Here is a 12,804-nt window from a genome sequence, read left to right on the forward strand (position 1 = left end):
CCTATGGGCAGGTTGCCGCCGAACACGGATTCATTATCGGCCAGGTTCTTGTGACCCTGGGTGATATCGAGGAGCGCCGCAGCTTCCTCAATATCCGCAACACGATCCAGCGCCTGTTCGAACATGGCGTGATGCCGGTCGTGAACGAGAATGACACCGTCACGACCCAGGAAATCCGGGTTGGCGATAATGACCGTCTCGCCGCCAAGGTGGCGCACATGATCCAGGCCGATCATCTCATCATCCTGACGAGTGTCGACGGCCTCTATGACCGTGACCCTTCAGAGCCGGGTGCGCAATTCATTGAAACCATTGATGATGTCAGCACCTATCTGGCGGTGACCGACAGTACGAGTGCGCTGGGAAGCGGCGGCATGCTGACCAAGATGCACGCGGCCAACATGGCCCAGGATGCCGGGTGCGAGACCTTGATCGCGCGCGGTATCATCGAGCGGCCGATCTCCTCCATCCTTGCCAAGGAACGCCGTCATACGCGTTGCGTTGCCAAGGGCACGCCGGCCTCCTCCTGGGCGGTCTGGCTGACCAACCGCCTGCAGATGGCGGGTAGCCTGGTGCTCAAGCAGGAGCGCATTGACGCCATGCTGGCCGGTGATCTCGGCGTCGACCGGGCGGACATCGTCTCGATCCACGGCGATTTCCAGAAGGGTGATGTGCTTCACATCTACAATGAAGCCGACGAGGAATGCGCCCGCGGCCTGACCAATTTCTCCTCCAATGAAACCCTGTTGCTGGCGCGTCATCTCGACCAGCCGATCTCGGAATTGCTGGGCTATCAGGGTGGCACGCGCGTGATCAGCCCGGAAAACCTGGTCATGCTCCAGAACCACCACCTGCCCTGGGATGTTCCCACGGAGCAGGTCACGCTGGTCGCCTCCTGAGGCAGCGTGCCGGAGCCTTGCGCGCTCCGGCACCCGCAGGCCCTGGATCCCGGATAAAATATGACCGGGCCGCCCGGCACGGCCTAGCATCCCGTTAACCCTGTTCATCAAGTGTGATCGCTCGTTTGGCGGCCCCGGTTTTTCGGCGGCCGCGAAGCGGGAAGCTCGTCTGCGCGCATCCTTGCCGCGCCGGACGAATGACCCGTCCTGACGCCCGCTACGGGTATGGAGAGCCTTGATGCCCAAGATGAACCTGCAAGCCATGTCCTTGCGTGCGCGCCTGTCCCTGCTCGCCTTCGCGTCGATTGGCGCGATGCTGCTCTATGTCCTCGTCAACGGCCTGGTCGCCAGTGCGGTGGGCCGGGCAGTGACCGAGTCCCGGCATGTCACCATCTCCAATGTCGCGGCCAACGCGCTGGAAAAGGACATGACCTCCTTCCTGCGCGACACCTATCGCATGCTGGCGCTGCCGACCGATGATTTCATCGCCGACGCGCGGGGCAATCTTACCGATCTGGGCGTCTCGATCGAGGAGACACAGGCGACCGGGCTCGACGTCCGCTATCAGGCGACCTTCAACGAGATCCTGACGGAATACGCCGCCCTGACGGCACTGTTTACCGAGCTCGAGGCCCAGGCCCAGAACCTCACCACCGCTGACACCATGGCCTATACCGAGCGCCTGGCCGCGTTCGACGACAGTATGGACACGATGATCGAGAGCGTCCGCGATGGCACGGCTGCCGATCTGCGTGCCGGCTGGGCCGAACTCGATGCATTGCACACCCTCAGCTTCTGGGTCGGCATGATCGCCCTGCTGGTCGCTGGCGGCGTGCTCTACGGGCTCACCATCATGATCGGCGCCTCGATCCGCCGCTCGGTGGCCAGCGTGCAACAGGTCCTCACGGCCCTGGCCCGCGGTGACCGGCATGTCGAGATTGCCGGTCAGGAGCGCACGGATGTGTTCGGCGAGCTGAGCCGCGCTCTGTCGCAACTCGACGCCGCACTGACCGCCGCTGATGAAGTGCGTGCCCGTGATGATGCGGAAGCCGAAACCAAGATGCGTCAGCAGGAAGCCACGCGGCAGGCCGTGGAACGCTTCGAGGAGGCCTCCTCCAATCTGATGCAGAGCGTGATGCGCTCGTCGGAAGGCCTTGAGCAGGCCGCCGGCCAGATGCAGTCGCGGTCCAGTGAGGCCGCCGGCCAGTCCAACTCGGCGCGTCAGGCCGCCGATCTGACCGCCAGCAGCGTGCAGTCCGTCGCCGCTGCGGCCGAGGAACTCGCCGCATCCATCGCCGAAGTCTCCAGCCAGGTCGCCCGGACCAGTGAGTTGTCGCAGGTCGCCGACCAGGAAACCCGTGTCAGTTCCGAGGTTGTGGAACAGCTGGCGGAGTCCGCCCAGGCCATCGGTGCCATTATCGATCTGATCGACACCATCGCATCCCAGACCAATCTGCTCGCCCTCAACGCCACCATCGAGGCCGCCCGGGCCGGTGAGGCCGGCAAGGGCTTTGCCGTCGTCGCCTCGGAAGTGAAGGCCCTGGCCGAACAGACCTCCGGTGCGACGCAACAGATCACCCAGCGCATCTCGGCGATCCAGTCCTCGACGGAGGCTTGTGCCAAGTCGACGGCGGCGGCGCTCGCAGCCGTGTCGCAACTGGGCGAGCTGGCCACGGCTTCGGCAGCGGCGATCGAGCAACAGCGTGTCGCCACGACGGAAATCGCCGAATCCGCGCAGCGCGCCCAGGAGGGTGCGAGCAAGGCGGCCACCGATGTCGGGCAGGTCGCCGAATTCACGCTTGAATCCGACAAGGTTTCCAACGAGGTGCTGTCGTCCTGCACCGATATGGCCCGCAATCAGGGCGCCTGGAAGGATGAGTTCGACCAGTTCCTCACCAGTATCCGCGCCGCCTGACCGGTGGTCCGGGCACGCTCACGGACCCTGAATTCGCTGAGACGCCTCTAGTCCCACAAACGCTCCCGGATTTCGGCGCCATGTTCGTCGAGACCGGGTGAGCGCTTGCCCGAGCCGACTTCGGTGCCGGACATGCGAATCGGATTGCGGATGCCGGGAATGCCCTCGGCCTCGGTCGCCAGGCCGCGATGCCTGGCCTGGACGTCGTGAAAGGCCTGTTCGACCGTATTGATCGGTCCGGCGGGAATACCTTCCTTCTCGAGCGCGGCGAGCAGATCATCGCGCGTGAAGCGCGCCATGGCCTCGGCGATCTGCGCCACCAGCCCGGCGCGATTGGCGGCGCGTTCGGCATTGGTGCGATTGGCGGCGAGAACGTCCGGTGCGAAATCCAGCAGGGCGCAGAGCCGCTCGAACTGGCCGTCATTGCCGCAGGCCAGGATGATATGGCCGTCGCTGGCGGCGAATTCCTGGTAGGGCACGATATTGGGATGGGAATTGCCGATCCGGTGCGGCGCCACGCCGGTGACGAGATAATTCATCGCCTGATTGCCCAACACCCCGACCATGGTGTCGAACAGGGCCATGTCGACATGCTGGCCAAGTCCGGTCTTCTCGCGCTGGGCCAGGGCGGCCTGGATGCCGATCACGCCATAGACGCCGGTGAAGATATCGGCAAAGGCGACGCCGAGCCGTTCGGGCGGACCGTCGGGCTCGCCGGTCAGATCCATGATGCCGCTCATCGCCTGGATCATCAGGTCATAACCGGCGCGGTGGGCATAGGGTCCCGTCTGGCCAAAACCCGTCACCGAGCAATAGACCAGGCGCGGATTGCGCTGTTTGAGGCTGTCATAGTCGAGCCCGTATTTGGCCAGCCCGTCGACCTTGAAATTCTCCACCAGCACATCGGCGCCATCGACCAGCCTGAGCACGGTCTCGCGATCTTCCGGCTTGGTGAAGTCCAGCGCGATCGAGCGTTTGCCGCGATTGCAGGAATGGTAGTAGGCCGCCGCCCGTCCGCTCTCATGTTCGACCCAGGGAGGGCCCCAATGGCGGGTATCATCGCCGCGCGGAGCTTCGACCTTGATCACATCGGCGCCGAGATCGGCCAGGGTCTGGCCGATCCAGGGCCCGGCGAGCACGCGCGCCAGCTCCAGCACTTTAAGACCGGCGAGCGGTTTGTCGGTTATGGCCTGGGTCATGGGGATTCCTCGGTCGACAGGGGCGATGGCGGGTTCTGCCCTGCTCATACGCTGTCCTTGCAGCGCGGCAAAGCGGCGCCGGTGGAGATGCGGCGATTAGCCCGGGCTGCGGTCGAAGCTGGCGCTCTTGACCAGGGCATAGACGGCCTGGCCCGGTGTCAGCTGCAGCGCCTCCACTGACGCGCGCGTCAGCCGTGCCTTGAGCTGGCCGCTCCCGACCGAGAGCAGGAGATCGGCATAGGGCGAGTTGTCGGCGGCGTTGATGCCGGTGATGCGGGCATCGAGCACATTGCGGATACTGATCCCCTGCGGCCGCAAGGTGGCAATGGCGACATCGCGGGCGCGAATGCGCAGGCGGACGGTGTCGCCCGGCTGCAGCGCCGCCGGCATCGGCAATTCCAGCACCTGGCCGCCCAGATCGACACGGCTCAATTGCAGGCGGTGATCATGATCGACCAGCCGGCCGGCCAGGATCGCGCCGGTCTCGAATTCCCGGTCCAGCGGTGCGATATCGAGATCGCCGAGCACCTCCTCCGCCGGTCCCATCGCCACGACGCGGCCCTGCGACAGGGCGAGGACACGGTCGGCGAGGCGAACCACTTCCTCGACGGAATGGCTGACATAGAGCGCCGGGATTTCCAGCTGCCGCAAGGCGGTGTCGAGATAGGGCAAGAGCTCGGCCTTGCGGGCGTGGTCGAGCCCGGCCATCGGCTCGTCGAGCAGAAGCAGGCGCGGCTGGCTCAGAAGCGCCCGCGCCAGCGCCACACGCTGGGCCTCCCCGCCCGAAAGCGAGGCCGGGCGGCGCGGCAGCAATGGTACCAGATCAAGCGTCTCGATGATTGTTTCGGCATCGAAACGGGTCTCGCCCGGGCCCGCACGGCGCGTGGCATAGGCGAGATTGCCGGCAACTGTGAGATGGCCGAACAGGCGCGCATCCTGGAAAACCAGCCCCGCCGGGCGCCTGTGGGCCGGGATGAAGACGCCGCGATCACTCCAGACATCAGCACCCAGCGCGATCCGGCCGGCATCGGGCCGGTCGAGACCGGCGATGAGGCGCAGCAGGCTGGTCTTGCCGCTGCCGCTGGGGCCAAACACGGCCGTAATCCCCGCGAGCGGAATCGCCGCCTCGATCTCGAGCCGGAATTCGCCGCGCTGTGAGCGCAGCTGCAGGCAGAGGGTCTCATCCGACATGGAGGCGGAACCGGCGATTGAGGCTGTAGACGAGCAGCAGGGTGACAAAGGAGAAGGCGATCAGCCCGCCCGAGAGGATGTGGGCGTCGTGGTATTGCAGGCTCTCGACCTGTTCGAAAATCGCGATCGAGATCACCCGCGTCTGGCCGGGAATACTGCCGCCGACCATCAGCACGACACCGAATTCGCCGATCGTATGGGCAAAGCTCAGGATCGAGGCGGTGAGAAAGCCGCGGATCGAGAGCGGTGCGGCGACGCTGAAGAAAGCGTCCAGCGGCGATGCGCCGAGACTGGCCGCCGCCTCCATCGGGCCGCGCCCGACGCTCTCGAAGGCGCTCTGCAGCGGCTGCACCATGAAGGGCAGGGAATAGATCACCGAGGCGACCACCAGTCCCGTGAAGGAGAAGGTCAGGGTGGAGCCAGTCAGGGAGAGCCAGAAACTGCCGACCGGCGAGGCCGGGTTGAGCAGGATCAGCAGGTAGAAGCCGATCACGGTGGGCGGCAGGATCAGGGGCAGGGCGGTCAGCGCTTCCAGCGCCGGTTTCAGCGGCGAGCGCGTGCGCGCCAGCCACCAGGCCAGCGGCGTGCCGAGTGCCAGCAGAATCAGCGTCGTGATCGCCGCCAGCGCCAGGCTGAGCCAGAGAGGGCCGAGATCAGGCATCAGGGCGCAACCTCATAGCCATGGGCGCGGATGATCTCACGCGCCGCTTCGCTGGCCAGGAAGTCCAGCCAGGCCCGCGCCGCGGCATTGTTTTCGCCATGGACCGTCAACACCGCATCCTGGCGGATCGGCGGATAGAGGTTCGGCGGGACTTCCCAGTATTGCACCGCGTCGGGCAGGTCCGATCCGGCAAATTGCGACACCGGGACAAAGCCGAGATCGGCATTGCCGGTCGCGAGCATCGCCTGCACGGCGGCGATGCTTTCACCGGTGACGAGCCGGCCTTGCGCCGCTTCCCGCAATCCCGTTGCCTCGAGCGTGGCACGGCCGGCGGCGCCATAGGGGGCCAGCGCCGGGTTGGCGATGGCGATATTGCGGTAATGGCCCTGGCGCAAACGGGTCTCGAGTGTCTCTGCCGGATCCGGGCGGCCTGCCGACCACAGCGCGAGGCGGCCGATGGCATAGGTGATCCGTGTCCCCGCGACCGCGCCGCCCTCGGCCTCCAGCCGCGCCGGGGTTTCGGCATCGGCTGAGAGAATGACGTCGAAGGGCGCGCCATGGCGAATCTGGGCGTAGAGCCGGCCCGTCGAGCCGGAGGTGAGGATGAGGCTGTGCTCGCCCGACTGCTCGAAACGGGTCTGGAGTGCCCGCGCCGTATCGGTGAAATTGGCGGCGACAGCGACAAGTGCCTGTTCGGCCCGGGCAGGCGCTGCCGGCACAAGGCAGGCAAGCGCCAGCAGTCCCGCCTGCAGGATCGTCCGCATGCGCATTCCTGTCCTGCAAGCCAAGACTGGCAACTCCCGCTGACTGCCCACTGCGTCTGCCGGCATTTGACGGCGGATCGGCCGCGCGGTCCAGAGCCGCGAGTCAGGCGGCCGGCGGCTTGCGGTAGACGAATTGCCCGACATCGCAGCGGCCCGAGCGGAAACCGGCTTCGCAATAGGCGAGGTAATAGCGCCAGATCCGCGCGAAGCGGTCGTCGAAGCCCAGCTCGCGGATCTGTGGCCAGGCGGCGTTGAAGCGCACATGCCAGCGATGCAGGGTCTCGGCATAGTCCTCGCCGAACATGCCGGCGCCGAGATCCTCCAGTCCCGCCCGCTTTGCCTCGCGGGCCAGCGCCGGGGGCGGTGGCAGCATGCCGCCGGGGAAGACGTATTTCTGGATGAAATCCACTGTGTTGCGGTAATCGTCGAAATCATCCTCGCGCAGGGTGATGATCTGTAGCGCGGCGTGGCCACCCGGTTTGAGACAATGGGCCAGCCGGTCGAAATAGACCGGCCAGTGCGCTTCCCCGACCGCCTCGAACATTTCGATCGAGACGATGGCGTCGAATTGTTCGTCGACATCGCGATAATCGCGCAATTGCAGCTCGACCTGGTCCGACAATCCGGCGCTGGCCATGCGTCTTTGGGCATAGGCCAGCTGTTCCGTCGACAGCGTCACGCCGGTGACGCGGCAGCCGAAATCGCGCGCGGCGACCTCGGCGAACCCGCCCCAGCCGCAGCCGATCTCGAGCACATGATCGCCCGGCTTGAGCCGGGCCGCAGCGCAGATGCGGCGGTATTTCCCGGCCTGGGCCGCTTCCAGGCTCTGGTCCGGCGTGGCGAAACAGGCGGAGGAATAGGTCATGCTGTCATCGAGCCACAGCCCGTAGAAGGCATTCCCCAGATCATAGTGGAAGGCGATATTGCGGCGGCTGCCGCTGCGGGTATTGGCGTTGAGCCAGTGCTGGACCTGCCCGATGATCCGGCTGGGGCCGCTGCGGGCATGGGCCAGGTCAATCTGGTCGAAGGCGCGCGCCAGGACATCGAGCAGGGCGCGCAGGTCCGGCGTGTCCCATTCCGCGTTCACGAAGCCCTCGGCAAAGCCGAGCGCGCCGCTGGCACCGATTCGCATCAGCGCATTCCAGCTCTCCACCCGCCATTCGGCCACCAGGCTTGCGGCCGGATCGCCGCAGCTGACCCGGTAGCCGGAGGGTAATTGGACAAGGAGATGGGCACCTTCCAGGCCGGCGAGGGCATGGCGCAGGCGGTTGGCAACGAAGCGGTCGAGCAGGCCGGGCGGCTGCGGCGAGCCGGAGCGATCAGCGTGGTCGGAATAGATATCCATCATTGCCTCCAAGGTCTGGTGTCTATGGAGCCGTGCCGGGGAGTATACATCTTCAGCCCCTTGAGGCGAAGACGCAGGGCCTCGAACAGGATGGCGCCGACGATTTTCGTGGTGTTGAACGCCAGCGACAGTGGCGCGGCGAGCAGGCCGGCGGTGTCGAGTGGCCGGATTTCGCATTTCTGGACGGCACTGAGCACGCAGGCCCCGTCGCGCCACAGCTGGATGCCCAGGCGCAGGCTGGCGGCATCGCGATCGAGGCGGAAACGGTATTCGCCGTCGGTATTGTTGAAAGGGGAGACGAAGAAGCGCTTGCGGCAGGAAAAGCGCAAGCTCTCTCCGGCCTCGTTCCGCGGCAAGAGGAAGGTGTAAGCGCAGCGCCCGCCATGGAAATTGCTGACCTGGAAGATCACGGCGCGCAGCTTCCCGGTCCGGTCATGGCAGAACAGGATGGTCACCGGATTGAATACCAGGCCGAGGACGCGCGGTGCGGCCAGGATCTGCACCTGGCCGATATCGAAATCCGCGTCTTCGGCCGCCAGTTGCGCCTCGACCCAGGGCCGCAATGCCGCTTCGCCGCGGCCATGGTCGCGGGGGTGGAAACTGACGAGGTTGAAACGGTCCACCGAAAACAATGGTGACCGGATCGCCGTCAGTTCCGGACCATCAATGTCGAGCAGGATCGATTGCATGCCATAGCGCAGCGCGTGCCGCTTCGGTGTCAGCCGGGTATGCCCGACCTCGCCGGCCAGAAGGGAGGCGGGGAGCGGTGTCATTCCGTAGCGGCAAGCCGGGCGCCGTGATGGTCCGGCCAGTGAATCCGTCCTGTCATGCCCTCCAGGCCCCAGGGGCGCAGCGGCGCGCCGAGCGCCTCGGCGACGGCGAGCCCGGATTGCAGCCCGTCCTCGTGAAAGCCCGAGCCCATCCAGGCGCCGCAAAACCAGCTGCGATTGGTGCCCTGGATCTCATGGATGCGGCGCTGGGCCGCGATTGCCTGCGCATCGAAGACCGGGTGCGCATAATGGTCGGTGTGCAGGACCAGTTCGGGCGCCGGTTCGATGGCCGGGTTGAGCGTGACGAGTACGGGCTTTTGCGTGCGCAAGGGCTGCAGCCGGTTCATCCAGTAGGTCAGGCTGATGCAGTCATCGCCACCAACCACCGAGGAGTCGAGATAGTTCCAGCTCGCCCAGGCTGATTTGCGGCGCGGCATCAACCGCGTGTCCGTGTGCAGCACGGCGAGATTGTCACGATATTCGATCGCGCCGAGCAGGCTGGCTTCCTGCGGTGAGGCATCGGCCAGCAGTTTCAGCGCCTGGTCGCTATGGCAGGCGAAAATCACGTCGTCGAACCGGGCGGTCTCGCCGGATTCCAGTTTCAGCACGGCCGCTTCGCGGGTGCGGCGGACGGAGCGGACCGGGGTCGACAGGCGCAGATTGCCGATGAAAAGGTCGGCGATCGCCTCGACATGATGGCGGCTGCCGCCGGTCACGGTGCGCCAGGCCGGCTGGTCGATGACCTGCAGCAGGCCGTGATTGCGGAAGAACTCGAAAAAGGCACGCGCCGGATAGTCCCGCATCTGCGAAACCGGGGACGACCAGATCGCGGCACACATGGGCAGGATGTGATCGTCGCGGAAGGCGCGCGAATAGCCCTCGTCACGCAGGAACTGGTCGAGGCTGCGCTGCTCCGATGACGCATCGAACACCCGCGATTGCGCATGCAGGCGCAGCAGGTCGCCGAGCATTTGCCACATGCGCGGCCGCAGCAGATTGCGCTTCTGGGCGAACAGGCCGCCGGGCCGGGAGGAATACTCGAATCCGTGCCCGTCCATAGAGGCGGCGAAGGACATGTCGCTGGGGGCGGTCTCGACGCCGAGAAGGTCAAGCATGGCCGTGAAATTGGGGTAGTTGGCCGGATTGAAGACGATGAAGCCGGTGTCGACAGCAATCGAGCGGCCGTCGACGACGACATCAACCGTATGGGCGTGCCCGCCGGGGCGCGGGGCGGCTTCGAAGAGGGTGACGTCGTGAGAGAGTCCCAGCCGCCAGGCGGCTGTGAGACCGGCGATTCCCGAACCGATGACGGCAATCCGCCGGCCCTTGCGACTGGTTTTGGCGCTGCGCGCCTGATCGTGCGTTTCCATGCAGGGTCTACGGCGGCGCGGGCGCTGCGGATCACCTGCAGTGTCAGTGATCCGGATACGGGCTGACATCGTAGGCAAAGCATGTACGCTATTGCTCATCTACAGACCTGTGATTGGCTGTCCGGCCCGGACAGCCCGGAAAAGAGGCGAATCGGGATGGCCGCGGCGACGCAGGCAGGGACGCTGGACGGCGCCGCGCTGGCGTCACTCGTCGCCCGGGTTGCGGCGGATCGTGACCGCGCAGCTTTCAAGATTCTGTTCGACCATTTCGCACCGCGCCTGCGGGGCTTTCTGGTGCGGCGAAGCCTGCCGCCGGCGCTGTGTGATGATCTGGCCCAGGAAGCCCTGCTGACGATCTGGCGCCGGGCGGAGAGCTATGATTCCTCGAAGTCCGCCGTGTCGACCTGGGTCTATACGATCGCGCGAAACCTGCACATTGATCACTATCGCAAACAGGCACGGGCCGCGCGGGCCGATCTGACGGATCCGTCCTTGCAGCCCGGCGAAACCCATGCCGCGGACACGCTCTATGGGCGGACGCAGGATGTTGCCGCGGTCCAGGAGGCGCTGACCGGCTTGCCGGAAGATCAGCGCCGCGTGCTCGAGCTGGCCTTCATGGAGGGGCTTTCGCATCGCGAGGTCGCGGACCGTCTCGGCCTGCCGCTCGGCACCGTCAAATCACGTATCCGGCTTGCCATGGACAAGCTGAAGACCAGTCTCGGAGAGTTTCAATGAGCCAGCGCGGCTATGCCCTGGATGATGGATGGTATCTTGACCATGCGGCCGGTGCGGCGATGACGCCCGGCCAGGATGTGTTGTTGCAGGCCCATCTGGAAATTTCGCCCGCGGCCCGTGAGCAGGCGGGAGCGATCACACGCATTGGCGGCGCCATGCTCGAGAGCATTGATGACGCTGACGAGGCCTCGCTGGCCTTCGATATCGACGACATCTTTGCGCGCGATGCCGGCGAGACGCCTGCCCCGGATGTCACCGCCGCGGAGGCGGACAGCAAGGCCCTGCCCGACTATCTGCCCGATGCCGTTCGCACCTTCATGGCCGAAAGCCATGTTCGTCTGCGTTGGGAGTTTCTCGGGCCCGGCCTGGAAAAGGCCATGCTGTGGCGGGGCGGGGATGATGAACGTCTCTGGCTGTTGCGGGCGCGCCCCGGTGTCGCGATCCCGCATCACGGCCACCGCGGCTCCGAACTCACCCTGGTCCTCAAGGGCAGTTTCTATGACGGTGACCAGCGCTATCAGCGCGGTGATGTCGAGGAGGCCGATCCGGGCGTCGAGCACGATATCCGTATTGGCGATGAGGGCGAGTGCATCTGCCTGGCACTGACCGAGGGCAAGCTGCGCTTCCAGGATCCGCTCCTGCGGCTGTTCCAGGTCTTCACCGGCCTGTAGCCGGCGCCAGGGAGCCGGGCTGTCGCTATGGTCTGGTTTCGAAAAGCGACAAGCGGTATGAGTGGCGATCAGACCGGCAGAGTATTGACGGCATGGGGGCGGGAAAATGACAACGCAGACACCGGATTGGCGCAGCCTGACCGAAATCGACAGCTCGGCGATCGACGGGCTGGTGGCGGCTGTCGGCCCCGACGTCTTCAACCAGCTGAAGGTCCAGTTCGCCGCTGATCTGAATTCGCTCTCCACCGCCTTGCTTGACGCAGTGCGTGCGGACAATGCGGCCCTGGCGCGTGAAAAGGCGCATGCCTTGCGCGGTGCGGCGCTCAATATCGGCCTGCAGCGGCTCGGCCATCTCGCCGGCGCCATCGAGCGCGGGGAGACCGGGGATGTGGCCGAGCTTTCGCCGGTCCTGACCGCCTCGCTCTCGGCCCTCGACGCGGTCGGCAAGGCCTGAGGCGAAAAAGTTTTCTGAAAATCGATCGGGAAAGACCTTTATTCAGCTAGGGTTCACCGAAGAAACCTCTTAGTATGCCGGTCTGGTATTTGCCGGGGCGGTTTGCATGGGGTGGGCCAAGCTGCCGGCGATCTTGAAGGGGAACTCAACATGAAAACGTTTTTGCTCGCGACGGCATCCGTCGCACTGATGGCGGGCGGCGCGCTCGCCCAGGATTATTCGGCACCGCCAACCTATGGCAGCGTCAATCTTAATGCCGGCTTCACGCCTGATCCCTACACCGTCAACATTACCTCCGGCGGATCGATCCCGGCGAGCAATGTCTCCGGCGAATGCCGCGGCTGGGTTGCCAATGCACCTGATTATTCGGTCAATTATGCCGCTGGCAGTTTCGACCTCACCATTGGTGCCACCTCCAATTCCGACACCACGCTTCTGGTCAATGGCCCGAACGGCGAATGGTATTGCGACGATGATGGCGGCGATGGCCTCAACCCGCTCGTCCACCTCAACAATCCACGTTCCGGCCGCTATGACGTCTGGATCGGCTCCTATTCCCAGGGCGATTACGCCGCCACGGTTCTCTCGGTCTCCGAACTCGGCCTGACCCAGGGCGGATCCGGCGCGCCAAATACCAATGCGCCCGCCACCTTCGGCAGCGTCAATCTGACCTCCGGCTTCACGCCCGATCCCTATACGGTCAATGTCGTTTCCGGCGGGAGCCGCGCCGCCTCGGGATTGAGCAGTTCCTGCCGCGGCTGGATCGCCGATGCGCCTGACTTCTCGGTCAATTACAGCGCCGGCGGCTATGACACGCTGACCATCGGGGC

13 protein-coding genes are annotated in these 12,804 nt (G+C 65.4%); 6 read left to right on the plus strand and 7 right to left on the minus strand.

Annotation, left to right across the window (positions count from 1 at the left end; all coding sequences use genetic code 11):
* The coding region (proB, locus tag ACN0YF_RS14420; protein ID WP_417494918.1) for a glutamate 5-kinase at window positions 1-899 on the plus strand (899 nt) is incomplete at its 5' end.
* A gap of 238 nt (window positions 900-1,137) precedes the next feature.
* Entirely contained in the window at window positions 1,138-2,814 is a 1,677-nt protein-coding gene (locus tag ACN0YF_RS14425; protein WP_417482741.1) for a methyl-accepting chemotaxis protein, read from the plus strand.
* Between the two features lie 47 nt (window positions 2,815-2,861).
* Here the strand turns inward: ACN0YF_RS14425 and ACN0YF_RS14430 are convergent, their stop codons facing one another.
* From ACN0YF_RS14430 to ACN0YF_RS14460, 7 genes are all read right to left on the minus strand, one after another.
* The gene (locus ACN0YF_RS14430) at window positions 2,862-4,001 is read right to left on the minus strand and encodes a CaiB/BaiF CoA transferase family protein (RefSeq protein ID WP_417494928.1); all 1,140 of its coding nucleotides are present in this window, start codon (window positions 3,999-4,001) and stop codon (window positions 2,862-2,864) included.
* Between the two features lie 108 nt (window positions 4,002-4,109).
* The gene (modC, locus tag ACN0YF_RS14435) at window positions 4,110-5,204 is read right to left on the minus strand and encodes a molybdenum ABC transporter ATP-binding protein (RefSeq protein WP_417494919.1); all 1,095 of its coding nucleotides are present in this window, start codon (window positions 5,202-5,204) and stop codon (window positions 4,110-4,112) included.
* Window positions 5,194-5,865 (minus strand): molybdate ABC transporter permease subunit, encoded by a 672-nt coding sequence (gene modB / locus ACN0YF_RS14440; RefSeq protein WP_417494920.1) that lies wholly within the window; start codon window positions 5,863-5,865, stop codon window positions 5,194-5,196. Before modB ends, modC begins: the two co-directional genes overlap by 11 nt.
* Entirely contained in the window at window positions 5,865-6,629 is a 765-nt protein-coding gene (modA, locus tag ACN0YF_RS14445) for a molybdate ABC transporter substrate-binding protein (protein ID WP_417494921.1), read from the minus strand. The genes modB and modA overlap by 1 nt, the downstream gene beginning before the upstream one ends.
* A gap of 103 nt (window positions 6,630-6,732) precedes the next feature.
* A complete protein-coding gene (locus ACN0YF_RS14450; RefSeq protein ID WP_417494922.1) occupies window positions 6,733-7,974 on the minus strand; it encodes a class I SAM-dependent methyltransferase in 1,242 nt (413 codons plus the stop codon).
* Window positions 7,974-8,747 (minus strand): DUF1365 domain-containing protein, encoded by a 774-nt coding sequence (locus ACN0YF_RS14455; RefSeq protein WP_417494923.1) that lies wholly within the window; start codon window positions 8,745-8,747, stop codon window positions 7,974-7,976. The genes ACN0YF_RS14450 and ACN0YF_RS14455 overlap by 1 nt, the downstream gene beginning before the upstream one ends.
* Window positions 8,744-10,114, minus strand: coding sequence for an NAD(P)/FAD-dependent oxidoreductase (locus ACN0YF_RS14460; protein WP_417494924.1), 1,371 nt, complete (start codon window positions 10,112-10,114; stop codon window positions 8,744-8,746). Before ACN0YF_RS14460 ends, ACN0YF_RS14455 begins: the two co-directional genes overlap by 4 nt.
* Before the next feature lie 156 nt (window positions 10,115-10,270).
* On the opposite strand from ACN0YF_RS14460, the gene ACN0YF_RS14465 reads away from it, so the two are divergent.
* The 4 genes from ACN0YF_RS14465 to ACN0YF_RS14480 form a co-directional block, all read left to right on the plus strand.
* Window positions 10,271-10,849, plus strand: a complete 579-nt coding sequence (locus ACN0YF_RS14465; protein WP_417494925.1) for a sigma-70 family RNA polymerase sigma factor — start codon at window positions 10,271-10,273, stop codon at window positions 10,847-10,849.
* Window positions 10,846-11,520: a ChrR family anti-sigma-E factor gene (locus tag ACN0YF_RS14470; RefSeq protein WP_417494926.1), complete on the plus strand. Its 675-nt coding sequence runs from the start codon at window positions 10,846-10,848 to the stop codon at window positions 11,518-11,520. Before ACN0YF_RS14465 ends, ACN0YF_RS14470 begins: the two co-directional genes overlap by 4 nt.
* Window positions 11,521-11,626: 106 nt before the next feature.
* Window positions 11,627-11,974 (plus strand): Hpt domain-containing protein, encoded by a 348-nt coding sequence (locus ACN0YF_RS14475; RefSeq protein ID WP_417482751.1) that lies wholly within the window; start codon window positions 11,627-11,629, stop codon window positions 11,972-11,974.
* A 150-nt stretch (window positions 11,975-12,124) separates the two neighbouring features.
* Window positions 12,125-12,804: hypothetical protein (locus tag ACN0YF_RS14480; RefSeq protein ID WP_417494927.1), on the plus strand; the 680-nt coding region annotated here is incomplete at its 3' end.

Origin of the sequence: Maricaulis sp., assembly GCF_048270265.1 — a bacterium.
GTDB lineage: Bacteria > Pseudomonadota > Alphaproteobacteria > Caulobacterales > Maricaulaceae > Maricaulis.